The organism is Microbacterium sp. OR16 (assembly GCF_047306725.1).
Classification (GTDB): domain Bacteria; phylum Actinomycetota; class Actinomycetes; order Actinomycetales; family Microbacteriaceae; genus Microbacterium.
The window spans coordinates 177,029-203,131 of the sequence record NZ_JAZEXK010000001.1 but is presented as its reverse complement, the minus strand read 5'-3'; the positions used below and the strand labels follow the sequence as shown (position 1 = coordinate 203,131).

Annotated in this window: 25 protein-coding genes and 1 riboswitch; of the genes, 5 read left to right on the top strand and 20 right to left on the bottom strand. The window is 69.2% G+C overall.

The genetic code is table 11. The features are described from left to right. Positions 1–32 precede the first annotated feature (32 nt). The 3 genes from V2S05_RS01010 to dapE form a co-directional block, all read right to left on the bottom strand. A complete protein-coding gene (locus V2S05_RS01010; RefSeq protein WP_071644972.1) occupies positions 33–203 on the bottom strand; it encodes a DUF3117 domain-containing protein in 171 nt (56 codons plus the stop codon). 80 nt (positions 204–283) lie between these two features. Then, positions 284–1,498 carry a hypothetical protein gene (locus V2S05_RS01005; RefSeq protein ID WP_413633406.1) on the bottom strand — a complete coding sequence of 405 codons (1,215 nt, stop codon included), beginning with the start codon at positions 1,496–1,498 and terminating at the stop codon, positions 284–286. After that, positions 1,480–2,553 (bottom strand): succinyl-diaminopimelate desuccinylase, encoded by a 1,074-nt coding sequence (gene dapE, locus V2S05_RS01000; protein ID WP_413633405.1) that lies wholly within the window; start codon positions 2,551–2,553, stop codon positions 1,480–1,482. The genes V2S05_RS01005 and dapE overlap by 19 nt, the downstream gene beginning before the upstream one ends. A gap of 64 nt (positions 2,554–2,617) precedes the next feature. Here dapE and dapD point away from each other — a divergent pair, with 64 nt between their 5' ends. Both dapD and V2S05_RS00990 read left to right on the top strand, forming a co-directional pair. Continuing rightward, positions 2,618–3,571, top strand: coding sequence for a 2,3,4,5-tetrahydropyridine-2,6-dicarboxylate N-succinyltransferase (dapD, locus tag V2S05_RS00995; protein ID WP_413633404.1), 954 nt, complete (start codon positions 2,618–2,620; stop codon positions 3,569–3,571). A gap of 287 nt (positions 3,572–3,858) precedes the next feature. After that, positions 3,859–5,361 carry a DEAD/DEAH box helicase gene (locus tag V2S05_RS00990; RefSeq protein WP_413633402.1) on the top strand — a complete coding sequence of 501 codons (1,503 nt, stop codon included), beginning with the start codon at positions 3,859–3,861 and terminating at the stop codon, positions 5,359–5,361. Positions 5,362–5,427: 66 nt separating this feature from the next. Here the strand turns inward: V2S05_RS00990 and V2S05_RS00985 are convergent, their stop codons facing one another. The 7 genes from V2S05_RS00985 to V2S05_RS00955 all read right to left on the bottom strand — a co-directional run bounded on the left by V2S05_RS00985 (position 5,428) and on the right by V2S05_RS00955 (position 10,009). Next, positions 5,428–5,580: a hypothetical protein gene (locus V2S05_RS00985; RefSeq protein WP_413633400.1), complete on the bottom strand. Its 153-nt coding sequence runs from the start codon at positions 5,578–5,580 to the stop codon at positions 5,428–5,430. A 37-nt stretch (positions 5,581–5,617) separates the two neighbouring features. Next, positions 5,618–6,907 (bottom strand): citrate synthase, encoded by a 1,290-nt coding sequence (locus tag V2S05_RS00980; RefSeq protein WP_271638125.1) that lies wholly within the window; start codon positions 6,905–6,907, stop codon positions 5,618–5,620. A gap of 159 nt (positions 6,908–7,066) precedes the next feature. Further along, the gene (dapC, locus tag V2S05_RS00975; RefSeq protein ID WP_413633398.1) at positions 7,067–8,179 is read right to left on the bottom strand and encodes a succinyldiaminopimelate transaminase; all 1,113 of its coding nucleotides are present in this window, start codon (positions 8,177–8,179) and stop codon (positions 7,067–7,069) included. Continuing rightward, positions 8,180–8,500: a ferredoxin gene (fdxA, locus tag V2S05_RS00970; protein ID WP_271638129.1), complete on the bottom strand. Its 321-nt coding sequence runs from the start codon at positions 8,498–8,500 to the stop codon at positions 8,180–8,182. A gap of 19 nt (positions 8,501–8,519) precedes the next feature. Next, positions 8,520–8,912 carry a histidinol dehydrogenase gene (locus V2S05_RS00965; RefSeq protein ID WP_413635191.1) on the bottom strand — a complete coding sequence of 131 codons (393 nt, stop codon included), beginning with the start codon at positions 8,910–8,912 and terminating at the stop codon, positions 8,520–8,522. Positions 8,913–8,969: 57 nt separating this feature from the next. Next, on the bottom strand, positions 8,970–9,284 hold the full coding sequence (locus V2S05_RS00960; RefSeq protein ID WP_271638130.1) for an AzlD domain-containing protein: 315 nt from the start codon (positions 9,282–9,284) through the stop codon (positions 8,970–8,972). Then, positions 9,281–10,009 carry an AzlC family ABC transporter permease gene (locus V2S05_RS00955; protein ID WP_413633395.1) on the bottom strand — a complete coding sequence of 243 codons (729 nt, stop codon included), beginning with the start codon at positions 10,007–10,009 and terminating at the stop codon, positions 9,281–9,283. The genes V2S05_RS00960 and V2S05_RS00955 overlap by 4 nt, the downstream gene beginning before the upstream one ends. A 65-nt stretch (positions 10,010–10,074) precedes the next feature. On the opposite strand from V2S05_RS00955, the gene V2S05_RS00950 reads away from it, so the two are divergent. Then, positions 10,075–10,620, top strand: coding sequence for a helix-turn-helix domain-containing protein (locus V2S05_RS00950; RefSeq protein ID WP_271638132.1), 546 nt, complete (start codon positions 10,075–10,077; stop codon positions 10,618–10,620). Positions 10,621–10,632: 12 nt separating this feature from the next. On the opposite strand, the gene V2S05_RS00945 is transcribed toward V2S05_RS00950, so the two are convergent. Both V2S05_RS00945 and typA read right to left on the bottom strand, forming a co-directional pair. Further along, on the bottom strand, positions 10,633–11,514 hold the full coding sequence (locus V2S05_RS00945; RefSeq protein ID WP_413633394.1) for a phospholipase: 882 nt from the start codon (positions 11,512–11,514) through the stop codon (positions 10,633–10,635). 327 nt (positions 11,515–11,841) lie between these two features. After that, on the bottom strand, positions 11,842–13,752 hold the full coding sequence (gene typA, locus V2S05_RS00940; RefSeq protein ID WP_271638134.1) for a translational GTPase TypA: 1,911 nt from the start codon (positions 13,750–13,752) through the stop codon (positions 11,842–11,844). Positions 13,753–13,940: 188 nt separating this feature from the next. Between typA and V2S05_RS00935 the strand changes: the two genes are divergently transcribed. Continuing rightward, entirely contained in the window at positions 13,941–14,705 is a 765-nt protein-coding gene (locus V2S05_RS00935) for a CPBP family intramembrane glutamic endopeptidase (RefSeq protein ID WP_413633392.1), read from the top strand. Positions 14,706–14,717: 12 nt separating this feature from the next. Here the strand turns inward: V2S05_RS00935 and V2S05_RS00930 are convergent, their stop codons facing one another. From V2S05_RS00930 to V2S05_RS00895, 8 genes are all read right to left on the bottom strand, one after another. After that, the gene (locus tag V2S05_RS00930) at positions 14,718–15,230 is read right to left on the bottom strand and encodes a PH domain-containing protein (RefSeq protein WP_413633390.1); all 513 of its coding nucleotides are present in this window, start codon (positions 15,228–15,230) and stop codon (positions 14,718–14,720) included. 56 nt (positions 15,231–15,286) lie between these two features. Beyond that, positions 15,287–16,936 (bottom strand): dipeptide ABC transporter ATP-binding protein, encoded by a 1,650-nt coding sequence (locus tag V2S05_RS00925; RefSeq protein ID WP_271638137.1) that lies wholly within the window; start codon positions 16,934–16,936, stop codon positions 15,287–15,289. Beyond that, entirely contained in the window at positions 16,933–17,874 is a 942-nt protein-coding gene (locus tag V2S05_RS00920; RefSeq protein ID WP_271638138.1) for an ABC transporter permease, read from the bottom strand. The genes V2S05_RS00925 and V2S05_RS00920 overlap by 4 nt, the downstream gene beginning before the upstream one ends. Continuing rightward, entirely contained in the window at positions 17,861–18,793 is a 933-nt protein-coding gene (locus V2S05_RS00915; RefSeq protein WP_413633389.1) for an ABC transporter permease, read from the bottom strand. Before V2S05_RS00915 ends, V2S05_RS00920 begins: the two co-directional genes overlap by 14 nt. A gap of 96 nt (positions 18,794–18,889) precedes the next feature. Next, the gene (locus V2S05_RS00910; protein WP_413633388.1) at positions 18,890–20,527 is read right to left on the bottom strand and encodes a peptide ABC transporter substrate-binding protein; all 1,638 of its coding nucleotides are present in this window, start codon (positions 20,525–20,527) and stop codon (positions 18,890–18,892) included. 162 nt (positions 20,528–20,689) lie between these two features. Beyond that, positions 20,690–23,524, bottom strand: coding sequence for an aminomethyl-transferring glycine dehydrogenase (gene gcvP / locus V2S05_RS00905; protein ID WP_413635190.1), 2,835 nt, complete (start codon positions 23,522–23,524; stop codon positions 20,690–20,692). A 56-nt stretch (positions 23,525–23,580) separates the two neighbouring features. Continuing rightward, positions 23,581–23,958, bottom strand: coding sequence for a glycine cleavage system protein GcvH (gcvH, locus tag V2S05_RS00900; protein ID WP_271638142.1), 378 nt, complete (start codon positions 23,956–23,958; stop codon positions 23,581–23,583). Beyond that, positions 23,955–25,127: a glycine cleavage system aminomethyltransferase GcvT gene (locus V2S05_RS00895; RefSeq protein ID WP_413633387.1), complete on the bottom strand. Its 1,173-nt coding sequence runs from the start codon at positions 25,125–25,127 to the stop codon at positions 23,955–23,957. The genes gcvH and V2S05_RS00895 overlap by 4 nt, the downstream gene beginning before the upstream one ends. 164 nt (positions 25,128–25,291) lie before the next feature. Further along, positions 25,292–25,385, bottom strand: a riboswitch (glycine riboswitch). 50 nt (positions 25,386–25,435) lie between these two features. Between V2S05_RS00895 and V2S05_RS00890 the strand changes: the two genes are divergently transcribed. Next, positions 25,436–26,101, top strand: coding sequence for an NUDIX hydrolase (locus V2S05_RS00890; protein ID WP_413633386.1), 666 nt, complete (start codon positions 25,436–25,438; stop codon positions 26,099–26,101). The last annotated feature ends 2 nt before the right edge of the window (positions 26,102–26,103 follow it).

Sequence of the window (26,103 nt, the reverse complement as noted above, 5' to 3'; positions counted from 1 at the left end):
TCCGTAGATCCACCGCCCCTCTCATCGGGAGGTCAGGCGCTCACGACGGCGCCCAGCACGTCGTGAAGCTCCTTCGCCTCTGCGTCGTTCACGGAGACGACCAGACGGCCGCCGCCCTCGAGCGGCACCCGCACGATGATGAGTCGCCCCTCCTTCACGGCCTCCATCGGTCCGTCGCCGGTCCTCGGCTTCATCGCTGCCATCGTGGCACCCTTTCCCTCGGTGGTATGGGTCAAGTTTATCGGTAGCCTCCGCCTTCGGTGTTACGCGCGTCACATCCGCGTCACGGGATCTGCCAGTACGTCTGCGCCGAGCCGTACATCGCGAGGATCCAGGCCCACTGCAGCAGCAGGCAGAGCAGCAGCATCCCCCACCGGTACACGCGGGAGCGGGGCACCGCGAGTGCTCCGGCGAGCGGCGTCAGCGGGAAGAGCAGGCGGAAGGTGCTCGACTGCGGGAAGAACACGGCCAGCAGGTACAGCAGGTAGCTCGCGCTCCACAGCCGGATGTCGAGGCCGAGCCGCCGCACGCTGCGCGCGCGCAGCAGGGCGTACCCGGCGCCGGTCACCAGAACCGCAAGGATCATCCAGCCCGCCCAGGCGGGCATCCCCCACTGCCCGGCCCAGAACTCGGCACCGCGAACGAAGCCCTCGAACGGGACGAAATCCGCAGACGGGTCCGTCAGCCAGTTGCGGCGCCACGACAGCTCGGTCTTCAGATACGCGCCCGGGTCGCCGGTGACGAGCCCGGCGATCACCTGCCACGCGAAGCCGACCGCCGTCGTGAGCACGCCGAGCGCGACGATGTGCGCGACGTCCTTCGCCGGCAGCGGATGCCGCTCGCGCGACACCCATCGCGAGATGCCGTGCAGCCCGAGGAACAGGGCGAAAGCCAGCACTCCCGGCCGGGTGAAGCCCATCACCGGGACCACGAGGTACAGCCACCCGTATCGACGACGCGAGACCAGATCGAGCGCCACGAGCAGCAGCAGCACGAACAGGCTCTCGGCGTAGCCCACCTGGAACAGTGCGGCGAGCGGCCCGCTCGCGAAGAATGCCACCGCCCACAGCGCCGCCGCGGCGCCGATCCGGGCGCGCAGCAGGCGGAACAGGGCGAGACAGGCCAGATAGCCGGACGTGAGCGACACCAGCACGGCCCCCGCCACCCAGTCGCCGAACCCGGCGACCCGCGCGAGATGGGCGTACACCGGCATGAACGCCCAGGCGTTCTCGAGCACCTGGCCGGCCTCGTTCACCGGCAGCGCCGTCGGGTAGCCGAAAGTCGCGACCGTCCAGTACCACTGGGCGTCCCAGCCCGCCGCGTAATCACCCAGCGTGGGCGTCGCGCCGAAGCGGGATGCCGGGCTCGAGCCGGCCGCGGCGAGCGCAAAGTACCCCGTCGTCACCAGCCGGGACAGCAGGTAGATGACCGCGATGCGAGCCGGAACCGGCGTGCGCACCCATCCGCGCAGCACGCTGGTCAGCGGGCGGTAAGCCACGCGCGCAGTCCGCGTTCGACATCCTCGGTCTGCGCGACGGGCACGCGCTCCTCGTCGTGGTGCGCGAGATGCGGATCGCCCGGACCGTAGTTCACCGCGGGAACCCCCATGGCAGAGAAGCGCGCGACATCGGTCCAGCCGTACTTGGCGTGCGCCTCTCCCCCGACCGCGGCGAGGAACTGCTGCGCGATCGGCGCGTCCAGTCCCGGACGAGCGCCCCCGGCCGCATCGAGGATCTCGACCTCGAACCCCGCGAACACAGCACGCACGTGAGCCTCGGCGTCGGCGACGCTCTTGCTCGGCGCGAAGCGGTAGTTGACCTCGACCTCGCACAGGTCGGGGATGACGTTGCCTGCGACGCCGCCGCGGATGCTGACCGCGTTGAGACCCTCGCGGTAGCCCAGCCCCTCGACCGCGATCTCCCGAGCGCGGTATTCCGCCAGCCGCGTGAGGATCGGAGCCGCCGCGTGGATGGCGTTCTCGCCGATCCACGAGCGTGCGCTGTGCGCACGCACGCCGCGCACGCGGACGACCGCGCGGAGCGTGCCGTTGCAGCCGCCCTCGACGCGCCCGTCTGAGGGCTCGCCCAGGATGGCGAAGTCGGCGGCGAACAGGTCGGGGCGCGCCTCGGCGAGCAGGTGGAGACCGTTCAGCGAAGCGTCGACCTCCTCGTTGTCGTACCACATCCATGTGATGTCGACCGAGGGGTCGGTGAGCTCGGCTGCCAGCTTGAGCTGCACCGCCACGCCGGCCTTCATGTCGACCGTGCCGCGCCCCCACAGGTACCCCTCGCCGTCGATCTCGACGTCGCGGGTGGGCACGTTGCCGTTGATCGGCACGGTGTCGATGTGTCCGGCGATGACCACGCGCTGAGCCCTGCCGAGATCCGTGCGGGCGACCACCGTGTTGCCATGGCGCACCACCTCGAGGTGCGAGTGAGCCCGGATCGCCGTCTCGATCTGATCGGCCAGCGACCGCTCATCGCCGGAGACGCTGGGGATGTCGCAGATCGTGCGAGTGAGATCGAGAGAGGATGCAGTCAGGTCCAGCGCCATGCGCCCAGCCTAGCCACGCCGACATATCCCGCCGCGAATCGGCATGGCCCCGTACCGTAGAGGGATGAGCACCGCACGCACGGTCTGGGGCATCGGCCTGAGCACGATCGCATCCGACGGCACCGTCCTCGACGCCTGGTACCCCGAGCTCGGCCTCGGCGCGCAGGAGCCCGATGACGCCGCAGCCGCGGCATCCACCTGGGGCGCTTTCGCCGACGACGACGAACGCCGCGGGGTGACGATCGAGGTCGTGCAGCTCACCATCGATCTCGACGCGCCCGTGGCCTCCACGGCCGACGCCTACCTGCGTCTGCACGCCCTGTCGCACCTGTTCGTGCGCCCCAACGAGCTCAGCCTCGACGGCATCTTCGGCCACCTGCCCACCGTCGCGTGGACCAACGCCGGACCGATGCGCCCCGCGGATGCCGCCAGGCTTCGACCGGTGCTGCAGCGGCACGGCATCCAGGTGCAGGGGCTCGACAAGTTCCCCCGGCTCACCGACTACGTGCAGCCCGCAGGCGTGCGCATCGCGGACGCGTCGCGGGTTCGCCTCGGCGCCCACCTCTCCCCCGGCACCACGGTCATGCACGAGGGCTTCGTGAACTTCAACGCCGGCACCCTCGGCGCGTCGATGGTGGAGGGCCGCATCTCGCAGGGCGTGGTCGTCGGCGACGGCAGCGACATCGGCGGCGGCGCATCCATCATGGGCACGCTCTCCGGCGGTGGGCAGCACCGCGTATCGATCGGCGCGCGCACGCTGCTGGGAGCCAACGCGGGAATCGGCATCTCGCTGGGCGACGACTGCATCGTCGAAGCGGGGCTCTATCTGACGGCGGGCACCAAAGTCGTCATCGCCGATGCGCAGGCCCCGGCAGACGGCGAGCGGCCGATGGTCAAGGCCGCCGAGCTCTCGGGCCGCAGCGGGCTGCTGTTCCGTCGCAACTCGCTGAGCGGCGCCGTGGAGGTCGTGCAGCGCTCGGGTCACGGGGTGACGCTGAACGAGATGCTACACGCCTGACGACGGTGCGCGCTGAGGCCCGCGGTCGCGGCTGCTGTCGGGTGCGCACGACGCGCGCTCAGGCTCGCGGTCGCCGCTGCTGTCGGGTGCGCACGACTCGCCCTCAGGCTCGCGGTCGCGGCTGCTGTTAGGCTTGAGTCGACGCCCCTCGCGAAGCGAGACGTCTGCGTCGTCGATACCCCTCCGCACCGGCACCCGGTCGCGGTCACTCGAGCGGCGAAACGATGCGCGATCCCGCGCCGTCGCCCACTTCCGCAGCCACGCTGCGCCTTCCCGGAGATACTCCTATGCCTTCCTTCCTCGATCTCGGCGTGCCCGCCGCGCTGGCTGACGTTCTGGCCGCCGACGGCAAGACCGAGCCGTTCGCCATCCAGCGCGACACCCTTCCCGATTCCCTCGCGGGCCGCGACCTGCTCGGCCGTGGGCGCACCGGCAGCGGCAAGACCATCGCCTTCGCCCTGCCGCTGGTGGCCCGTCTCGCCTCGTCCGGCACGCGCCGCCAGCCCGGCCGCCCCCGCGGTCTCGTGCTCGCGCCGACCCGCGAGCTCGCCACCCAGATCGCCGCGACCATCAAGCCGCTCGCCGAGGCCGTCGGCATGCGCGTCACCACCGTGTTCGGCGGCGTCTCGCAGCGCCCGCAGGAGCAGGCGATGCGCAGCGGCGTCGACATCGTCGTGGCCTGCCCCGGCCGCCTCGAAGACCTCATGAAGCAGGGCGTCGTCTCGCTCGGCGGCGTCGAGGTCGCCGTGCTCGACGAGGCCGATCACATGGCCGACCTCGGCTTCCTGCCCGGCGTCACCCGCATCCTCGCGGCCACCCCGGCCGGCGGGCAGCGTCTGCTGTTCAGTGCGACCCTCGACCGCGGCATCGACGCACTCGCGAAGCGGTTCCTCAGCGATCCGGTCAGCCACGAGGTCGACGAGGCCAGCGTGCCCGTCGGCGAGATGACCCACCGCGTGCTCATCGCCTCCGACGCGGATGCCAAGAAGAAGCTCGTAGAGGACCTAGCGTCCGGCCTCGGCCGTCGCATCCTCTTCACCCGCACGAAGCACCACGCCAAGAAGCTGGCCAAGCAGCTGACCTCGGCGGGCATTCCGTCGGTCGACCTGCACGGCAACCTCGGTCAGAACGCACGCGAGCGCAACCTCGCCGCGTTCGGCGCGGACCCCGCGAACGGCGGCGTGCGTGTGCTCGTCGCGACCGACGTCGCCGCGCGCGGCGTGCACGTCGATGACGTCGAGCTGGTCGTGCACGTCGACCCGCCCGTCGAGCACAAGGCGTATCTGCACCGCTCGGGCCGCACCGCCCGTGCCGGCGCTGCGGGCACCGTCGTCACGCTGATGCTGCCCGAGCAGCGCCGCGACGTGAAGGACATCCTGCGCAAGGCGCAGATCACGGTGGGCCTGGAGGACGTGACTCCCGCGATCGTCGACGAGCTGGTCGGCGAGCGCGCCCCGAAGATCAAGACCGTCCCGGTCACTCAGCAGCAGAACAAGCCGAAGGCGAAGCCTGCGCAGCAGTCGGGCGGCCAGTCCGGCGCACGCTCCGGCTCCGGCCGTCGTCGCTCCGGTCGCGCCGGCGACACGGCCCAGCGCACGGATGTCGGCCGCGAGCGCGCACGCTCGCACGCCCAGAGCAGCCAGCCGCGCTACTCCACCCAGACCGGATCACCCGCGGGCCAGCAGCGCCAGGGCGACCACGGCGCCGCCCGCCCCTCGACGGGCCAGCAGCACGGCGCGGGACGCGCCCACACTGGCTCGCGCCGCGCCAGCCGGCCGCAGGGACGCTGACGAACAGATCCCGACTGCGTACTCGGAGCGGCCCGTCACGGAATCCCGTGACGGGCCGTTCTGCCGTCACACGAGGCGTTCCGCATCCGGCATCCGGCATCCGGCATCCGGCATCCGGCATCCGGCATCCGGCATCCGGCCAGCCTCGCCACCGTCGAGGCACGGCGCCGATACCATCTCGGCACAGCGCTGCCGCCGTTCGCGGCACAGCGCTGCCACCGTCAGCACCTCTCGGCGCGAAACGAATCTCCTGGACTCAGCGCGCCGGGAACGAGCGCTCGGGCGACCCGACGTAGAGCTGCTGCGGGCGGCCGATCTTGGTCTGCGGGTCTAGGTTCAGCTCACGCCACTGCGCCAGCCAGCCCGGCAGGCGGCCGATCGCGAACAGCACCGTGAACATGCGTGTCGGGAAGCCCATCGCCTTGTAGATGACGCCGGTGTAGAAGTCGACGTTCGGGTAGAGCCGGCGCTCCTTGAAGTAGTCGTCGGCGAGCGCGATCTCCTCGAGCTCCTTGGCGAGGTCGAGCAGCGGATCGGTGACGCCGAGCTCGGAGAGCACCTCGTCGGCGGCCTCCTTGACGAGCTTCGCGCGCGGATCGTAGTTCTTGTAGACCCGATGTCCGAAGCCCATCAGCTTCACACCGGCCTCCTTGTTCTTCACGCTCTCGACGAAGCGCTGCACGCTCTGTCCGGAATCGCGGATCTGACCGAGCATCGTCAGCACCGCCTCGTTCGCCCCGCCGTGCAGCGGGCCCGAGAGCGCCTGGATGCCGGCCGAGATCGACGCGAACTGGTTCGCGCCCGTCGAGCCGACCAGACGCACGGTAGAGGTCGAGGCGTTCTGCTCGTGATCCTCGTGCAGGATCAGCAGCAGCTCGAGCGCCTTCGACATCACCGGGTTCACCTCGTACGGCTCGCTGTGCACGCCGAAGTTGAGCTTCAGGAAGTTGTCGACGAAGCTCAGCGAGTTGTCGGGGTAGAGGAAAGCCTGTCCGACGCTCTTCTTGTGCGCGTACGCGGCGATGACCGGCAGCTTGGCGAGCATGCGCACCATGTTCAGCTCGACGTGCTCGGGGTTGTGCGGGTCGGTCTGGCCCTCGTAGTAGGTCGACAGCGCCGCGACCGCGGATGAGAGCACCGACATCGGGTGTGCGGTGTGCGGCAGAGCCGAGAAGAAATGCTTGAGATCCTCGTGCAGCAGGGTGTGCCGGCGGATCTTCTCGTCGAACTCGGCGAGCTCGGTCGCCGTCGGCAGCTCGCCGTAGATCAGCAGCCAGGCCACCTCGAGGTAGCTGCAGTTCTTCGCGATCTGCTCGATCGGGTATCCGCGGTAGCGCAGGATGCCCTGATCGCCGTCGATGAAGGTGACGGCCGACTTGGTGGATGCTGTGTTCACGAAGCCGTAGTCGAGACCGGTGTAGCCGGTCTGACGCGTCAGCGTCGAGAAGTCGATGCTGTCGGTGCCGCTGCTTCCGCGGACGACGGGGAACTCCGCCGTGGTGTCGCCGATCGAAAGAGTCGCCTTCTCGGGCTGAGCTGCGCTCACGCCAACCTCCTGCTGCGTTCGTCTCGTCGTGGGCGATGAAAGACGCACGCAGCGCCGGTCCAGCAGACCCCATCGCCCCTACAGCCTAGTCGTGACCTCGGCCTACTGTGACATCCGCCAAGAGATGCGGGTCATCACGGCGTGGTACACACAAAAAACTCAGCGATCGGCCCCGCGCAGGCGCTCCGCGGCCTGCTCGACGCGCTCGAGCGGCGCGGTGAGCGACAGACGCACGTGCTGGGCGGAGTGCTCGCCGTAGAAGTGGCCGGGCCCTGCGAGGATGCCGAGGGACGCCAGGCGGTCCATCGATTCCCAGGCATCACGCCCCTCTGTCGCCCACAGGTACAGGCCCGCCTCGGAGCCGTCGATGCGGAATCCGGCGTCGACGAGCGCCGGCAGCAGCGCGTCGCGGCGCTGACGATAGAGCTGCTTCTGCGCGGCGACGTGCTCGTCATCACGCAGGGCCACGGCCATCGCGTGCTGCACCGGCGCGGGCGGCATCAGGCCGAGGTGCTTGCGCGCAGCGAGGATGTCGCCGATCAGCGTCGAGCAGCCGGCGATGAAGGCGGCGCGGTATCCGGCGAGATTGGACTGCTTGCTGAGCGAGTAGACGCTGAGCAGGTTCGCACGGCTGTCGCCTGTGACACGCGGGTCGAGCACCGACGGGATGGCCTGGCTCCGCCACGGGCCGTCCCAGCCGAGCTCGGCGTAGCATTCGTCGCTCGCCAGCACGGCGCCGAGCTCGCGAGCGCGGCGCACCGCGGCGCTCAGCGCCTCGAGGTTCCAGGTGCGCCCGTCGGGGTTGCCGGGGGTGTTGATCCAGATGAGCTTCGCACCCTCGGGCCATTGAGCCGGGTCGTCGGCGGCGACGGCCGTCGCCCCGACGACCGCCGCACCGACGGCGTATGTCGGGTACGCGACGCGAGGATGAACGACGACATCGCCCGCACCGAGGCCGAGCAGGAGAGGCAGCAGCGCGACGAGCTCCTTCGAGCCGATCGTCGGCATGACGTTCGCCTCGGTGAGCCCGGGCACGCCGCGCCGGCGGGCATACCAGTCGACGATCGCGTGGCGCACATCGACCGTGCCGACGGTCTGCGGGTACGCGTGCGCGTCGGTGGCCTCGGCGAGCGCGCGGCGGATCACCTCGGGCGTGGGGTCGACCGGCGAGCCGATCGACAGGTCGACGAGGCCGTCGGGATGCTGAGCCGCCCGCTCGCGATAGGGGACGACGGCGTCCCAGGGGTAGTCCGCGAGATCCCGGACCCCCACTCAGTCCCCCTGCGGTGGCAGGACGCTGATCACCGGGTGGTCGAAGTCGTAGACGCCGACCTTGGATGCGCCGCCCGGAGAGCCGATCTCGTCGAAGAACTCGACGTTGGCCTTGTAGTAGTCGGCCCATTCCTCGGGGAGGTCGTCTTCGTAGTAGATCGCCTCGACGGGGCAGACCGGTTCGCAGGCGCCGCAGTCCACGCACTCGTCGGGGTGGATGTACAGCATCCGCTCGCCTTCGTAGATGCAGTCCACGGGGCATTCGTCGATGCAGGCGCGATCCTTGACATCGACGCAGGGAAGGGCGATCACGTACGTCACGGCTTCAGTCTACGACTCCTCAGCGCGCCTCGCCCCGCGGTGCCGCCGCACTCGCCGACAGATCCCTCAGCCGACGGGTGTCCGGCCACGCCACGACGAGCATGACGATGCCTGCGGCGACGTACATCCAGATATTGCCGAGGGCCGTGTTCGGCACCACGATCGATCCCCCCGGTCCGCGCTGAGAGATCACCAGCAGCAGCGCCATCATGCCCAATCCCGCGGCGAGCGCGGCCCAGCGATCTCCCGTCAGCGCGCGCAGCGCGATCAGCAGCGCGGCGCACGCGACACCGCCGAGGATCAAGCCGACGGGGATCGGCCCGATTGTGAAGCTGTGCGCGATGGTGGCGGCGATGCCGTAGACGGCACCGACCAGGGCCGCGGCGAGCCACGAGAGGCCTCGGGAGAGCATTCTGCGCACGGAGTCAGCCTACTGCGCGCCACCGTCCGTCACCTGACGCAGCCCGTGTCACCCGGCGAGCCCGACCAGACGCAGCAGCGCCGCCACAGCCGCAGCGGCGAAGACGACGACGAGGAAGGACTGGCGCATCCACAGCAGACCGGCGGCGACGAGGACGGCCGGCACCCTGGCATCCACCATCACCGCCTGCCCGGCGCCCAGCGACTGCACCGCGACGAGCGCGCCCAGCAAGGCGACGGTGAGCAGATCCGAGATCCGTGCCGGCCTTGGCGCCTCCAGCAGGCCGGCCGGCACGAGGTACCCGGCGGCTTTCAGCCCGACGCAGATGCAGGCCGCGAGCAGCACAGCGCTCCACACCGTCATGACGTCGCCTCCGCCGTCGTCCCTGGGCGCCCCAGCCAGTTGAACCATCCGATGACGACCGCGACGAGCGCGGCGACGAGCACCGGGAGACCGGGCAGGAGAAAGGGCGTGAGGCCAGCGGCTACGACCGCGGCGGCCACACCGACGGCGATCGCCTGCCGTTCCCGGAGCCGCGGCCAGAGCAGCGCGAGGAACGCGGCGGCGGCCGCCGCGTCGAGGCCCCACGTCTTCGGGTCGCCGAGCACGTCTCCCAGCAGGGCGCCGGCGAGCGTCGTGAGGTTCCAGCCGACGAGCACCCCGAGGCCGGTGAGCCAGAACCCGAGACGACGCAGGTGCGGCGTCTCCTGCGAGATGGCGACGGCTGTCGACTCGTCGATGGTGACGTGGGCGGCCGCCGCCCGGCGCCAGAAGCCGCCGCCGATGATCGATGACATGCGCATGCCGTAGGCGACGTTGCGCACGCCGAGCAGCGCGGCCGATGCGATCGCCGAGGGAAGAGCCGCGATGCCGCCGGCACTGAAGACGCCGATGAAGGCGAACTGCGAGCCGCCGGTGAACATCAGCAGGCTCAACACGCAGGTCTGCCAGACATCGAGCCCGGATGCCACTGACAGCGCGCCGAACGAGATGCCGTACGCGCTGGTGGCGATGGCGACCGCGAGGCCCTCCCGCCACACCTCCCTGCTGGCGCGGTCCGGCGGCCGTGTTCGCTCGAATGAACGCATGGACATCATTGTGAACAGCTATCGGTGTCCAGTCAAATCGAACGATCGTTTGCCATAATGAACACATGGATCTACGCGAACGTCTCGCCCTCGCCCTGCGCCGGGAGCGGGAGGGAGCCGGCTTATCGGTCTCCGAGCTCGCCAGACGAGCGGGAGTCTCGAAGGCGACCGTCTCGCAGCTCGAAGGGGGATCCGGCAACCCCAGCGTCGAGACGCTGTGGGCCATCGGCGTGGCATTGGGCGTGCCGTTCGCGACCCTGGTCGACGACCGTGCGCCGACGGCGCGACTGATCCGTCTCGGAGATCATGCGGGGGTGCCGTCAGCGGCATCCCCCTATCTCGCCACACTGCTGTCTGCGGCGGCACCGGGCACGCGCCGCGACATCTACCTCATCCAGGCCGAGCCGGGCGAACCCAAACGCTCGCTGCCGCACCATGCGGGCACGACCGAGCACATCGTGCTGATCAGCGGCGAGGCGCTGGTCGGACCCGACGAGGCGCCCGAGCTGCTGCAGCCGGGCGACTACCTGTCGTACGCCGGCGACGCGCCGCACATCTTCGACGCGCGCAGCCCCGGCACCAGCGCGGTGCTGGTGTCGGAGTTGCGCTGACGTCTCGGCGGCTCAGTACCAGTTGACCGCCTGCGAGTGGCCCCAGGCCGCGCACGGCGAGCCGTAGGCGCGGTCGATGTAGCCCAGCCCCCAGGCGATCTGCGTCGCGGCGTTGGTGCGCCAGTCGGCGCCGGCGCTGGCCATCTTGCTCCCAGGAAGCGACTGCGGGATGCCCGTGGCCCCGCCGTTGGAGTTGTAGGCCTGGTAGTTCCAGCCCGACTCCTTGGTCCACAGCTTCGCCAGGCACGAGAACTCGCCCTCGCCCCAGCCGTAGCGCTCAGCGGCCATGGCGCGCGCGGTCGCCTTCGCGCCCTCGGGCGTGTTCGCCGCTGCCAGGCGAGCCTGCTCCTCAGCCGCTCGTCGTGCCGCTTCCTCGGCGGCGATGCGCTCGGCCTCCGCCTTCGCGCGCGCCGCCTCCGCAGCCACGCGTGCGGCCTCCGCTTCCTTCCCGGCGGTCAGCGCGTTCTGCAGGTCGGAGGTCTTCGACTGGACGATGGTGGTGCCCAGCACCACATCGGCCGTGAGGTCGGCGACCTCCTCAGACGACAGCTGATCGGTCTTCACGAGCTTCTTCACGTCGGCCGTCAGCTCGCTGAGGTCGATCTCGGTCTGCTCGGTCGGCAGCGAGAACTCGACCTGGGCGACCACGTTGTTCAGCGACTCGGCGTTCACCAGGGCGATCTTGCCGTGGTCCGCGGCGTCGGCCGCCTGCTCGAGGGCGTGCTCGGAGGGGATGGCGCCGATCGCGGCGGGGGCGAAGACCGCGCCGGCCGCGGCCGTGGCGGTCAGCACCGCGGCGACGGCGACGGCGATGAACGGACGCCGCATGCGGGAGGGGGCGGATGCCAGGTGTGCGACGCGCTCGGGCGCACGGGTGTTCTGGATATCGATCATGGGGTGAGGTTCGACCTTCGGGTTGTCGACGGCCCGGACCCCTCGGGGCGCGCTCATCGGGAGCGCCGTATCCCGGGCACGAGAGACAAGCCTGTCCCCTGCACCTGGACGCCACCCTGCTCTCATCTGGACAGAACGTGCGCGCTTCCCGAGAATGACGCGCCACAGCACTCGGGGAAGTATGTTATGCGTTCGTTACTTTCCACACGCGCGGGCTGACCCGATGCCCGGCGTCGACGCCCGCTTTCAACGCTGAGGCCCCCGTGCAGCGACGCCGCCCGGAGGGGCGCGGATGCTGCGAGGGGGCCTCGACGAACTGCCGGCGGGTCAGGCGTTGGCGTCCTGACGCTTCAGGCGCGACGCCTCGCGACCGCGGGTGGTCTGGTCGAGGATCACCTTGCGGATGCGCACGGCATCCGGCGTCACCTCGACGCACTCGTCTTCGCGGGCGAACTCGAGCGACTCCTCGAGCGACAGGATGCGCGGCGGGGTCATCGACTCGAACGTGTCGGCCGTGGAGGAGCGCATGTTGGTGAGCTTCTTCTCCTTGGTGATGTTCACGTCCATGTCGTCGGCGCGCGAGTTCTCGCCGATGACCATGCCCTCGTAGACCTCTTCGGTGGGCTTGACGAAGAACGACATGCGCTCCTGCAGGGCGATCATCGCGAACGGGGTCACGACGCCGGAGCGGTCGGCGACGATCGAGCCGTTCTGACGCGCGACGATCGAGCCCGCCCATTCGTCGTAGCCGTGCGAGATCGCGTTGGCGATGCCGGTGCCGCGGGTGATCGAGAGGAACTCGGTGCGGAATCCGATCAGACCGCGGGAGGGCACGATGAACTCCATGCGGATCCAGCCGGTGCCGTGGTTGACCATGTTGTCCATGCGGCCGCGACGGTTCGCCATCAGCTGCGTCACCGCGCCGAGGTGTTCCTCGGGCACGTCGATGGTGAGGTGCTCGTAGGGCTCGTGCACCTTGCCGTCGATCTTGCGGGTGACGACCTGTGGCTTGCCGACGGTGAGCTCGAAGCCCTCGCGGCGCATGTTCTCGACGAGGATGGCGAGCTGCAGCTCACCGCGGCCCTGCACCTCCCACGCATCCGGACGCCCGATGTCGTTCACACGCAGCGACACGTTTCCGATCAGCTCACGGTCGAGACGGTCCTTCACCATGCGAGCCGTCAGCTTGTGACCCTTGACCTTGCCGACCAGCGGCGAAGTGTTCGTGCCGATCGTCATCGAGATCGACGGCTCGTCGACCGAGATCTGCGGCAACGGGCGCACGTCCTCCGGGTCGGCGATGGTCTCGCCGATCATGATGTCCGAGAAGCCCGCGATGACGGCGATGTCGCCGGGCCCGGCCGACTCGGCCGGGTAGCGCTCGAGCGCCTTGGTCATGAGCAGCTCGGTGATGCGCGCGTTCTGAGTGGTGCCGTCCTGACGCACCCAGGCGACGGTCTGACCCTTCTTCAGGGTGCCGTTGAAGATGCGCAGCAGCGCCAGGCGGCCGAGGAAGGCCGACGAGTCGAGGTTGGTGACCCACGCCTGCAGCGGAGCCTCGTCGTCGTACGACGGGGCCGGCACGTGCTCGAGGATCGCCTCGAACAGCGGCTCGAGATCGTCGTTGTCGGGCAGTTCGCCGTTCGCGGGACGGTTGCGGGAAGCGGCTCCCGCGCGACCGGAGGCGTAGACGACCGGAACGTCGAGCAGCGCGTCGACGTCGAGGTCGGGCACGTCGTCCTGCAGGTCGCTGGCCAGGCCCAGCAGCAGGTCGTGCGCCTCTTCCTCGACCTCGGCGATGCGGGCGTCGCCGCGGTCGGTCTTGTTGACCAGCAGGATGACGGGCAGCTTGGCCTCGAGCGCCTTACGCAGCACGAAGCGGGTCTGCGGCAGCGGACCCTCGGAGGAGTCGACCAGCAGCACGACGCCGTCGACCATCGACAGCGCGCGCTCGACCTCGCCGCCGAAGTCGGCGTGACCGGGGGTGTCGACGACGTTGATCGTCACCGGCCCCTCGCTGTGCTTGCCGTTGTAGGTGATCGCCGTGTTCTTGGCGAGGATCGTGATGCCCTTCTCACGCTCAAGGTCGTTCGAGTCCATCGCGCGCTCTTCGACGTGCGCGTGCTCGCCGAACGAGCCGGTCTGACGGAGCATGGCATCGACGAGCGTGGTCTTGCCGTGGTCGACGTGTGCGACGATCGCGACGTTTCGGAGGTCAGAGCGGAGGGCGTGCGCCATTCAAGAAGTCCAATGCGGATTTGGTGTGAGATGGGGTGCCGCGTGCGCCGGATGAACGAGAGCGACGTTCCAGAATAGCGCACGCTCTCTGAACAGTGCCTGACGCGTTCGAATCGCCGAAATGGCGACGATCGGGCGTGGATGCGGCCGATTGAGCTATCCGAACGGTCGCATCTACGATCAAGAGGGTGACGGCGACCAGGACGCGGCTGTGGTGGGAGCTCGGCATCGTCCTCGCTCTGGGGCTCGGCCAGTCGGCGGTGTACGCGGTCGTACAGCTCGCCTACCGGCTCACCGACTCCACTCCCCTGGCCGATCAGACCGCGACGCTGAACCCCTCGCGCAGCGACCGAGAGGTCTTCGACCTCATCTATCAGCTGCTTTCGATCGGCTTCGGCGTCATGCCCGTGCTGCTGGTCTGCTTCCTGCTCTGGCGGTCACGCAGCCCGCATCTCGGGATGCTCGGACTCGACGGCACGAGACCCACGCGCGACGTCGGCTGGGGCCTCGGGCTCGTGGCCGTCATCGGCATCCCGGGGATGGCGCTCTACTTCGTCGGCCGCGCGCTCGGCTGGTTCGTGGCCGTCGACCCGGCAGGCCTCGACGCCCACTGGTGGACGGTGCCGGTCCTGCTGCTGTCGGCGGCTCGGGCATCGATCCAAGAGGAGTTCGTCGTGCTCGGCTACCTGTTCGCCAGACTCAGGCAGCTCGGCTGGGGCATGTGGCCGATCATCGTCGCGACCAGCGCGCTGCGGGCCACCTATCACCTCTACCAGGGTCCCGGTGCGTTCGTCGGCAACCTCGCGATGGGGCTGCTGTTCGGATGGCTGTTCGCTCGGACCGGGCGTCTGATGCCGTTCCTTGTGGCGCACTTCGCGATCGACGCGATCGTCTTCGTCGGGTACCCGTGGGCAGCCGATACGTGGCCGGCGCTGTTCGGTCTCTCCGGCTGAATGTCGCTCGCCTCAGGCGCGCGTGACCAGCACGGCCGTCGCGGCCCAGGCGATGAGGACGAGCAGGGCGATGATCGCCGGGAAGTCCCACCCTCGTCGCACGGGCGGGACCGGCGTGACGTTCACCGCGCTCGCCTTCGCCTTGCGCAGCGCCGCCACGGCATCGTCAGCGCGTCCGTTGGCGTCTTCCTTGGTGCGTCCAGGGCCGAGGCGCTGCGGCCGGCGCCTGGCGGGACCGCCGAAGCAGGTCACCAGCGAGCCGTCGTCGAGAGTGATCTCGATCTGCCAGCGCATCCGGATCTGCTGCACCCGCGCCCAGGGCACGAAGACGGTGCGCAGCAGGTTCTGCACGAGAACACCATCCCGAGTGGCACGCACCCGGGACGCCACGCCGAGAACGTACACCGCCCACAGCACGAGCAGCGGCCACGGAGCCAGCAGCGCCGCCGTGACGGCATCCGCTCGCACCGCGGCGTCGACCAGCAGCACCGCCGCGACGATCGAGCAGATCACCAGCAGCGCCACCCCGCCCCGGCTGCGGAGCGAGGCGGCGCCGGCTGGTGCCCTGGGAGGCTCGGCTGTCACAGGCCGGCGCCGCCCAGCGGCAGGGATGCGCCCGGGATCGCGTCGAGCAGGCGACGGGTGTACTCCTCCTGCGGGTCGGAGAAGATCGAGTCGACCGTGCCCTGTTCGACGATCCTGCCCTTCTCCATCACGCACACGAGGTCTGCTGCCACACGCACGACGGCGAGGTCGTGCGTGATGAACAGGTACGTCAGACCGAGCTCGTCCTGCAGGTCGGAGAGCAGATGCAGGATCTGGTCCTGCACCAGCACGTCGAGCGCCGACACCGCCTCGTCGAGCACGACGATGTCCGGCTTGAGCGCGAGGGCCCTGGCGATGGCCACGCGCTGGCGCTGACCGCCGGACAGCTCGTTCGGATACCGCTCGGCGAGCTCGCGCGGCAGCGAGACCTGGTCGAGCAGCTCGAGCGATCGCCTGTGCTGCTCGTCGCGCGTGCCGATGCCGTGCACCTGCAGCGGCTCGCTGATGAGGTTGCCGATGCTGCGCAGCGGGTCGAGCGAACCGTACGGGTCCTGGAAGACCGGCTGCATGCGCCGCCGCAGTGCGAAGACCTCCGCACGCGACATGGCGCTCGTCGCCTCGCCGTCGATGAGGATCTCACCGTCGGTCGGCTTCTCGAGCTGCAGCAGCATCTTCGCGACGGTCGACTTCCCGGACCCCGATTCGCCCACCAGAGCGAGCGTCTTGCCCCGAGGAATCGAGAACGACACGCCGTCGACCGCCAGGAACTTCTCGCTGCGCAGGCCACCGCTGCGGATCGAGTACTCCTTGACGAGGTCGCGCACCTCCACCACGGCAGGCGCGGCATCGACCGCATCCGCCTCCCGGGTGGTCACGGCGCCGATCCGCTTGGATGCGAGGCTGGGCGCGGCGGCCACCAGGCGCTGGGTGTACGGGTGCTGCGGTCGGGAGAGGATCTCGGTACTGGGTCCGGCCTCGACGATCTCGCCCTGGTTCATCACGATGATGCGGTCGGCGCGGTCACCGGCGAGACCCAGATCATGCGTGATCAGCAGCACCGAGGTGCCGCGTTCGCTGGTCAGGCTCGCCAGGTGATCGAGGATCACCCGCTGCACGGTCACATCCAGTGCACTGGTCGGCTCGTCGGCGATCAGCAGCTGGGGATCGGCGGCGAGGCCGATGCCGATCAGCGCACGCTGTCTCATGCCACCCGAGAACTGGTGCGGGAACTGGTGCATGCGGCGGGCGGCGTCGGCGAGACCCGCCTGCTGCAGCACCTCGACGGCGCGGTCGTGCACCTCCTGACGGCCCTGGGCCAGTCCGTTCGCGCGCACCGCCTCCTTCACCTGGAAGCCGATCGACCACACGGGGTTGAGATTCGACATCGGATCCTGAGGGACGTAGCCGATCTCGCGGCCGCGGATGTTCTCGAGCTCGGCCCGCTTCGCGGTCGTGAGCTCGCGTCCGTCGAGCGTGATGCTGCCACCCGTGACGTGTCCGGTGCCGGGAAGCAGCCCGATGATGGCGGCCGCGGTGGTGGACTTGCCCGAGCCCGACTCCCCCACGATCGCCAGCGTCTCGCCCGCCATCATGTCGAAGCTCACGCCATGCAGCACTTCGCGGATCTTCTTGCCGCTGCGGAATGCGACGCGCAGGTCGCGCACGCTGAGCAGAGGTTCGCTCATCGCTGGGCCCTCGCCTTCGGGTCGACGGCGTCGCGCAGCAGCTCACCGAGCGTGACGAACGCCAGCACGGTGATGGTCAGGGCCAGCGACGGCCAGAACAGCGCCATCGGCGCGGTGCGGATGGTGGTCTGAGCCTGGCTGATGTCCAGGCCCCACGACATGGTGCCGCTGAGGCCGACGCCGAGGAACGACAGCGTCGCCTCGGCGACGATGGCACCCGCCAGTGCAAGCGTGGCGACCACGATGACGGGGGCCATCGCGTTGGGCAGCACGTGCACGAGAAGCGTCTTGAACTTCGACATGCCGATGGACTCGGCCCCCATGACGAAGTCGGCCTGTTTGACCCGGAGCACTTCAGCGCGCATGATGCGCGCCGTCGATGCCCAGGCGAAGCCGCCGATCGCGAAGGCGAGCACGATCTCGTTGCGCTGCGGCAGCACCGACATCACGACGATCGCCGCGATGATGTACGGGATCGTGAAGAAGATGTCGCCCACCCGGGAGAGCACCGAGTCGAGCCAGCCGCCGTAGAAGCCGGCAAGAGCCCCCATGACGATTCCGACGATGGTACTGATCACCGTGGCCAGAGCACCCACGATGAGCGAGGTGCGGGTCCCCCAGATCACGCGCGAGTACACGTCGCAGCCCTGACGGGTGAATCCGAACGGATGCCCTGACTCGGGCCCGGCGTTGCTCTTCGACAGCACGCAGCCGTTGGCCGGAGGCACGTTGGTGAACAGGCTCGGCGCGAGCGCGACGATGATCACCAGCAGCACGAAGGCGGCCGAGATCCAGAACAGCGGGCGGCGGCGCAGGTCGCGCCATGCGTCCAGCCACAGGTTGCTGGGCTTGGCGTCGATGCGCACGACGTCGACGGGCACCGATGTGGTGTCCGCGGGCGCGACGTAGTGGCCGCGGTCGAGGTCAGGTCGTGACATAGCGGATCCTCGGGTCGAGCAGGCCGTAGAGAAGATCCACGACGAGGTTGATGAGCACGTACACGACGACGAACACCGTCACGAACGACACGACTGTCGGATTCTCGCCGCGGATGATCGCCTGGTAGAGGGTGTTGCCGACGCCGGGCACGTTGAAGATGCCCTCGGTCACGGTCGCGCCGACCATGAGGATGCCGAAGACGGTGCCGAGGTCGGTGACCATCGGGATGAGCGAGTTGCGCAGCACGTGCACGGGGATGACCCGGCGGCGCGAGAGGCCCTTGCTGTACGCCGTGCGCACCCAGTCCTGCCCGAGGGTCTCGATGGTCGACGCGCGGGTCAGCCGCATGCTGGTGGCGTAGACGCTGAAGCCGAGCACGATCGCCGGCAGCCAGAGATCACCCCAGTCGTTGCGCGCACCCACCGTGGGCCTGAACCAGCCGAGCTGCACCGCGAGGAAGTACTGCGCCAGGAAAGACAGCACGAAGATCGGCACGGCGATGAAGATCAGCGCCAGCACGAGCATGGAGTTGTCGAACAGGCCGCCCTTATCGAGCGCGGAGAACAGGCCGATGATGATCGCGAGCACGAACGCGATGGCGACCGCCATGACCGCAAGGCGCAGGGTGACCGGGAACGTGCGCGCCAGGATGTCGGAGACGGCCTGGCCCGAGAAGCTCGTGCCGAAGTCGAGCCGGAAGATGCCGGCGATGTAGTACCCGTACTGGACGAGGAACGGCTCGTCCAGGTGGTACTCGGCGCGCAGCCGCTCGAGCACGGCGGGGTTCGGCTGCTTGTCGCCGAACAGTCCGGCGATGGGGTCGCCGGGCATGGCGAAGACCATGAAGTAGATCAGCAGGGTCGCACCGAAGAACACGGGGATCGCCTGCAGGATTCGTCTGAGGATGTAAAAGGCCACCCTCGACCTCCCTTCGGGTACGGGGCGCGGATCGCGCGCCTCGAGGGCAAAGATAACGAGGCGGTGGTGCGAGCACCACCGCCTCGTTGCGAAGGGTTACTCCGCCTTCTTCTTCTCGATGTCGGAGAAGAGCGGAACGGAGTTCCAGCCGAACTTCACGTTGTCGACGTTCTCGCCGTAGCCGCCGACGACGTTCGAGTACCACAGGGGCATCGCGGGCAGATCCTCGAGGAGGATCTCCTGCGCCTGCTGGTACAGCTTGTTCGCCGCCTCGGGGTCGGTCTCCGAGACACCCTCCGACAGCAGCTTGTCGAACTCGGGGTTCGAGTAGTCACCGTCGTTGGAGCCGGCGTTGGTCGCGTACAGCGGTCCGAGGAAGTTGTACAGACCCGGGTAGTCGGCCTGCCATCCGGTGCGGAACGCGGTCTCGATCGTGCGGTCGGTGACCTTGGAGCGCAGCTCCTTGAAGGTCGGGTACGGGGCGCCGGAGGCGTCGATGCCGAGCGTGTTCTTGATGGAGTTCACGGTCGCGTCGACCCAGGCCTGGTGGCCGCCGTCAGCGTTGTACGCGATCTGGAACGAGCCGCTCCACGGGCTGATCTTGTCGGCCTCGGCCCACAGCTCCTTGGCCTTCTCCTCGTTGAACTCGAGCACCTCGGCGCCCTTGAGCGTGTCGGTCCAGCCGTCGATGACCGGCGACGTGAAGTCGCTGGCGGGGGTGCGGGTGCCCTGGAAGATCACGTCGGTGATCTCCTTGCGGTTGATCGCCATCGACAGCGCCTGACGACGCAGCTTGCCCTCTTCGCCGCCGAAGTGCGCGAGGCGCTCGGGGATCGTGAACGACTGGAAGATGGCCGCCGGCTGGTTGACCGCGCGGTCGCCGAGGTCGGACTCGTAGTTGCCGAAGGCCGAGTCCGGGATGGCGTCGAGGACGTCGAGCTCGTTGGCGAGCAGGTCGTTGTACGCGGCGTCCTGCGTGGCGTAGAAGACGATCTCGAGACCGCCGTTGGCAGCCTTCTTCGGGCCGTCGTAGTCGGGGTTGGCGACGAGGTTGATGCCCACGTCGTGCTTCCAGGCGCCCTCACCGTCGAGCATGTAGGGGCCGTTGCCGATGGGGTTCTCGCCGAAGGCCGCCATGTCCTCGAACGCGACGTCCGGGAGCGGGTAGTAGGCCGAGTAGCCGAGGCGCTGCGCGAAGTCGGCGGCCGGCTTGTTGAGCTTGATCGTGAAGGTGTGGTCGTCGACCTGCTTCAGACCGGTCAGCTCGGAGTCCTCGTCGTAGCTGAAGCCCTCGATGTCCTCGAAGAAGTAGCTGGAGAGCTGCTCGTTCGACGCCAGCGCGCCGTAGTTCCACGCCTTGATGAAGTTGTCGGCGGTGACCTCTTCACCGTCGGTGAACTTCAGGCCCTTGCGCAGCTTGACGGTGAGGTTCTGCGGGTCGTCGACGGTGATGTCTTCGGCGACGTCGTTGAACACCTTGCCGTCGGCTTCGTAGCCGATGAGTCCGGCGAAGATCGCGTCGAGGATCTTGCCACCACCGACCTCGTTGGTGTTGGTCGGGATCAGCGGGTTTTGAGGTTCAGAGCCGTTGACCTTGATGATCGCGGACGCATCGGCGCTCGAGGAGCCCTTGTCTGCGTCGGGCTTATCGCCGCTGCTTGCGCATCCGGAGAGTGCCAGGGCACTCGCCGCGAGCAGCGCAATGCCCGCGAGGGTGATCTTGTTGTGCTTCACAGTGTCCTCCTGTGGACCGGGACAAGCACGCGCTCGGCGTCGAACGCGCTCACCTCCGATCCTAAGACCCGACGCGGATGTCACCAGCACGCCCGCAGAAGTGTTATGCACCCTTAACCGAATCACCCCCGCCGCGGTTGCGACGGGGGTGATTCACCGCTATCAGGCGAACGCCTCGATGGGCGGGCAGGCGCACACGAGGTTGCGGTCGCCGTACGCCTGGTCGATGCGCCGCACCGGCGGCCAGTACTTCGCGGCGATCAGGGCGCGCACCGGGTACGCGGCCACCTCGCGCGAGTAGGCGTGCTGCCACTCCCCTGCAATGAGGGATGCCGCGGTGTGCGGCGCATTCACCAGCGGGTTGTCGTCGGCGGGCCAGGTGCCGGCGGCCACGGCATCCGCCTCCGCCTTGATCTGGATCATCGCCTCGATGAAGCGATCGACCTCGGCGAGGTCCTCGGACTCGGTCGGCTCCACCATCAGCGTACCTGCGACGGGGAACGACATCGTGGGCGCGTGGAAGCCGTAGTCGATCAGGCGCTTCGCGACGTCGTCGACCGAGATGCCGGTCGCCTCCTTCAGCGGGCGCAGGTCGAGGATGCACTCGTGCGCGACCCGGTCGTTCTTCCCCGTGTACAGCACCGGGTAGTGATCGCGCAGACGCTGGGCGATGTAGTTCGCCGAGAGCACGGCAGCCGCCGTGGCGCTGCGCAGCCCCTCGGCGCCCATCATCCGCACGTACGCCCACGAGATCGGCAGCACGCCGGCCGAGCCGTAGGGAGCGCCCGAGACAGGGCCGCCGTCGAACACGAAGCCTCCGGCGTGCTCGCTCTTCTGCGCCTGCGGATGGCCGGGCAGGTAGGGCGCGAGGTGGGCCTTGGCCGCCACCGGACCGATGCCGGGACCGCCGCCGCCGTGCGGGATGGCGAAGGTCTTGTGCAGGTTGAGGTGCGACACGTCGCCGCCCAGGTCGCCGAAGCGCGCGTAGCCGAGCAGCGCGTTGAGGTTCGCTCCGTCGACGTACACCTGGCCGCCCGCCTCGTGCACCGCGGAGGTGATGTCGACCACCTGCTGCTCGTACACGCCGTGCGTCGACGGATAGGTGATCATCAGCGCCGACAGCGCCTCGGCGTGCTGAGCGATCTTCGCGCGCAGGTCGTCGAGGTCGACGTTGCCGAGCTCGTCGGTGGCCACGACGACGACCTTCATGCCGGCGAGCACCGCCGACGCCGCGTTCGTGCCGTGGGCCGAGCTCGGGATCAGGCAGACGTCGCGGTGCGCGTCTCCGTTCGCGAGGTGGTAGCCGCGGATCGCCAGAAGCCCTGCCAGCTCGCCCTGCGAGCCGGCGTTCGGCTGCAGCGAGACGGCGTCGTATCCGGTGACCTCGGCGAGCCACGCCTCGAGCTGGTCGATCATCGCCAGCGAGCCCTCGACATCCTCCGCCGGGGCGAACGGGTGCAGCTGAGCGAACTCCGGCCAGGTGATCGCGGCCATCTCGGTGGCCGCGTTGAGCTTCATCGTGCACGAGCCCAGCGGGATCATGCCGCGATCGAGCGCGTAGTCGCGGTCGGCGAGCTGCTTGAGGTAGCGCATCATCGCCGTCTCGGAACGGTGCGCGTGGAAGACGGGGTGAGTCAGGTACTCGTCGTCACGGCGCAGCGCCTCGGGCAGCGCCGCGTCGCCGACCATGAACCCGAAGACCCGCTCCTGCTTGCCGCCGAACAGCACCGCCACACGGTGCAGGTCGGTGAACGTGGTGGTCTCGTCGACCGAGATGCCGACGGTGTCGGCATCCGTCAGCCGGAGCAGGATGCCCTGGGCGTGCGCCTTGGAGACCACGGTCTCCGCCGCGCCAGGGACGCGCACGGTGATCGTGTCGAAGAACGCACCGTGCACGACCTCGGCACCGGCCTCGACGAGCCAGTCGCGCAGCACTGTCGCCTTGGCGGCGACCTCGGCGGCGATCGCACGCAGGCCGTCGGGGCCGTGGTAGACGGCGTACATCGAGGCCATCACGGCCAGCAGGACCTGCGCGGTGCAGATGTTGGACGTGGCCTTCTCGCGGCGGATGTGCTGCTCGCGGGTCTGCAGCGAGAGGCGGTACGCCGGGTAGCCGGCCGCGTCGACCGAGACGCCGACCAGGCGGCCGGGCAGCTGGCGCTCGAGACCGGCGCGCACGGCCATGTAGCCGGCGTGCGGGCCGCCGAAGCCCATCGGCACGCCGAAGCGCTGGGTCGTGCCCACGCCCACGTCGGCACCGAGCGAGCCCGGCGAGCGCAGCAGCGTGAGGGCGAGCAGGTCGGCCGCGGCGACCGCGATGCCGTTCGCCAGGTGCGCGGCGTCGATCACGGCGCTCGGATCCCACACGCGTCCTGAGGCGCCGGGGTACTGCACGAGCACACCGAACAGCTCGTCGGGAAGCTGCTCGCCACCGGCGAGATCGCGCTCGACGAGCTCGATTCCCACCGCATCCGCGCGCGTGCGCAGCAGCGCCTTGGTCTGCGGAAGCGCGTCGGCATCGACGACGAAGACGTTCGACTTCGACTTGGACGCCCGCCGTGCCAGCAGCATGCCCTCGGCGACGGCTGTCGACTCGTCGAGCATCGACGCGTTCGCGGTCGACAGGCCGGTGAGGTCGGCGACCATCGTCTGGAAGTTGATCAGCGCCTCGAGGCGTCCCTGCGAGATCTCCGGCTGGTAGGGCGTGTAGGCCGTGTACCAGGACGGGTTCTCGAGCACGTTGCGCTGGATCACCGACGGGGTGAGCGTGCCGTAGTAGCCCAGGCCGATCATCGGGCGGTTCACCGTGTTGCGGCCGGCGAGCGCGCGCAGCTCGGCGAGAGCCTCCGCCTCGCTGGCCGCGGCGGGGATGATCGACTCGTCGGAAGGGCCGGTGAAGATGGATGCCGGCACCGCCTGGCGCATGAGGGCCTCGATCGGCTCCTCATCGGTCGGTTCGAGTACGGGCGCCTGCTGGATGCCGAGGGCGCGGAGCATGTGCGCGCTCGCCTCGGAGGTCACGCCGATGTGGCGATCAGCGAACGAGACCACTCTCACGCCTCCGTGTGCGCCACGTAGGCGTCGCGGTCGAGCAGTCCGTCGAGCGCGCCGTCGGCCACCTCGACCTTGATCAGCCACGCGTCGCCGAAGGGCGCCGAGTTCAGCAGCGCGGGGTCGTCGACGACCGCGTCGTTGATCTCGACGACCGTGCCGGTGACGGGCGCGTACAGCTCGGAGACCGACTTGGTCGACTCCGCCTCGCCGAACGCATCGCCGCGGGTCAGCTCAGCGCCGACCTCGGGCAGCTCGACGAACACGATGTCGCCGAGCGCGTCAGCGGCGAAATCGGTGATCCCGATCGTCGCCGTGGCGCCGTCGAGGGCGACCCACTCGTGCTCTTCGCTGTACTTGAGGGTGGTGAGATCGGTCATTTCTTCCTCCGGTAGAAAGGCAGGGCGGTGCGGGTGGCGGGGATCTTCGTCCCCCTGACGTCGAGGAACAGGTCGGCTGCGTCTTCGGCGTGGATGGGATCGATGTAGGCCATCGCGATCGGGTGGCCGAGCGTGGGGCTGAGGGCGCCGCTGGTGACCTCGCCGACGACGGTGCCGTCTTCGAGCACGACGAGATACCCCGCGCGCCCGGCACGACGCCCCTCGGCGGTCAGGCCGACGAGCACGCGCGCACCAGCGGGCGGCTCGACCGCGTCCTTGCCGACGAAGCGCTCCTTGTCGGCGACGACGACGCGTCCGAGGCCCGCCTGCACGGGTCTGATCTCGCGGGAGAGCTCGTGGCCGTAGAGCGGCATGCCCGCCTCCAGGCGCAGGGTGTCGCGTGCGGCGAGACCGGCGGGCACGAGACCGTGCGATTCGCCCGCCGCGAGCACGGCATCCCAGAGCTCTGCGGCGTCTGCGGCCGAGACGAGCAGCTCGAAGCCGTCCTCCCCGGTGTACCCGGTGCGCGCCAGCAGAAGCGGCTTGCCGGCGAAGGTCGCGCTCGCCCACGAGTAGTACTTCTGCTCCGCCCACGGGACGCTGAGCTCGTCGATGCCGGCGACCTCGGTGAGGATCCGCTCGGACGCCGGCCCCTGCACGGCGATCAGCGCGAACTCGTCGGAGACGTCCTCGACCGTGACGGCGTGCCCTCCGGCGACGAACGCGAACGAGCCGTCCTCGCCGACGGTATCCGCGGTCGCGGCGAACTCGGCGGGACGGATCCGCGCCTCCAGCGCCTCGCGCACGGCATCCCTGTTGCCGGCGTTCGAGATGATGAGGAAGCGCTGATCGCCCATCCGGTAGACGATGACGTCATCGATGATGCCGCCGTCCTCCGCGAGCAGCAGCGAGTACTTCGCCTTGCCGACGGCCATGGCCGAGAGGCGGCCGGCCAGGCAGTAGTCGAGGTAGGCGGCGGCAGCGGGACCGTCGACGAGGAACTCGGCCATGTGCGAGATGTCGAAGACGCCGGCGGCCTCGCGCACCGCGCGATGCTCGGCGAGGTCGGAGGTGTAGCGGACGGGCATCTGCCAGCCGCCGAAGTCTGTGAAGGATGCGCCGAGCGCCTCATGGCGTTCGCGCAGCGGGGTATAGCGGGGTTCGGTCATGGAGTTCTCCCGGTCAGGATCGGGCAGGACGACGTCGTCGACATCCTCGGAACTCCCCCTCTGTCATCGGGCCTGAGAGCTTCGCCTTCGCCACCGGCTCGAAGAGCTGATGGACGAGGGCTTTCACCGTCGGCGGATGCGTGAGCATCTCTTTTCAGAGCGGCCGGACCTGGGCGGTAGGGGTACCTGAGAGATTGGCGGGGAGGCTTGCTCCTTCGGTGCCCGATCGCGTTCACCGGGCTCTCCCGCACGGGTCATGCGGCCTGTGTTCGATTAGGTCTCTCAGCATACCGTCTAGGCTCGTCGATGTGAGTGGCACGACCGGCGACACAGACACGATCGGCGTCGCCGTGTCGACCGTCATCTTCTCGCTGCGCACCTGGGACGAAGGCGACCGGCTCATGCTGCCGCTCGTGCGTCGCACGCGCGAGCCGCATCTCGGGTCGTGGGCGCTGCCCGGCGGGTGGCTGGATCCGAGGGAGGATCTGGATGCCGCGGCATCCCGCACCCTCGCCGAGACGACCGCCCTGCAGCCGAGCTATCTCGAGCAGCTGTACACGTTCGGCGACGTCGGCCGCTCCCCCTTGCGCACCATCTCGATCGTCTACTGGGCACTGCTGCGCTCCGACCTCGTCGACGCGCAGCGCGCCCGGGCGGGGGCGCCGGAGAACGTCGAGTGGTTCGACGTCGACGCTCTGCCCGCGCTCGCCTTCGACCACAACCGCATCGCGGAGTACGCGCTGTGGCGTCTGCGCAACAAGGTCGCCTACAGTCGCATCGCCGCGGGCCTGCTTCCCGACGAGTTCACCCTCACCGAGCTGCGCGAGGTCTACGAGGCCGTGCTCGGACAGCGCCTGGACCCGTCGAACTTCCGCCGTCTGCTCGAGGGGTCGGACGAGCTCGTGCCGACCGAATCCTTCCGCACCGGCAAGCACCGCCCCGCCCGCCTGTACCGCTACGTCGCACACGCCTGAGC

Coding starts and splice junctions, on each gene's coding strand:
- V2S05_RS00895 (WP_413633387.1), bottom strand. CDS start 25,127: ATGACCGAACCCCGCTATACCCCGCTGCGCGAACGCCATGAGGCGCTC.
- typA (WP_271638134.1), bottom strand. CDS start 13,752: ATGGCGCACGCCCTCCGCTCTGACCTCCGAAACGTCGCGATCGTCGCA.
- V2S05_RS00925 (WP_271638137.1), bottom strand. CDS start 16,936: ATGAGCGAACCTCTGCTCAGCGTGCGCGACCTGCGCGTCGCATTCCGC.
- V2S05_RS00920 (WP_271638138.1), bottom strand. CDS start 17,874: ATGTCACGACCTGACCTCGACCGCGGCCACTACGTCGCGCCCGCGGAC.
- V2S05_RS00950 (WP_271638132.1), top strand. CDS start 10,075: ATGGATCTACGCGAACGTCTCGCCCTCGCCCTGCGCCGGGAGCGGGAG.
- V2S05_RS00965 (WP_413635191.1), bottom strand. CDS start 8,912: ATGCTCTCCCGAGGCCTCTCGTGGCTCGCCGCGGCCCTGGTCGGTGCC.
- dapD (WP_413633404.1), top strand. CDS start 2,618: ATGAGCACCGCACGCACGGTCTGGGGCATCGGCCTGAGCACGATCGCA.
- V2S05_RS00990 (WP_413633402.1), top strand. CDS start 3,859: ATGCCTTCCTTCCTCGATCTCGGCGTGCCCGCCGCGCTGGCTGACGTT.
- V2S05_RS00955 (WP_413633395.1), bottom strand. CDS start 10,009: ATGCGTTCATTCGAGCGAACACGGCCGCCGGACCGCGCCAGCAGGGAG.
- V2S05_RS01010 (WP_071644972.1), bottom strand. CDS start 203: ATGGCAGCGATGAAGCCGAGGACCGGCGACGGACCGATGGAGGCCGTG.
- gcvP (WP_413635190.1), bottom strand. CDS start 23,524: ATGCTCCGCGCCCTCGGCATCCAGCAGGCGCCCGTACTCGAACCGACC.
- V2S05_RS00945 (WP_413633394.1), bottom strand. CDS start 11,514: ATGATCGATATCCAGAACACCCGTGCGCCCGAGCGCGTCGCACACCTG.
- V2S05_RS00960 (WP_271638130.1), bottom strand. CDS start 9,284: ATGACGGTGTGGAGCGCTGTGCTGCTCGCGGCCTGCATCTGCGTCGGG.
- gcvH (WP_271638142.1), bottom strand. CDS start 23,958: ATGACCGATCTCACCACCCTCAAGTACAGCGAAGAGCACGAGTGGGTC.
- dapE (WP_413633405.1), bottom strand. CDS start 2,553: ATGGCGCTGGACCTGACTGCATCCTCTCTCGATCTCACTCGCACGATC.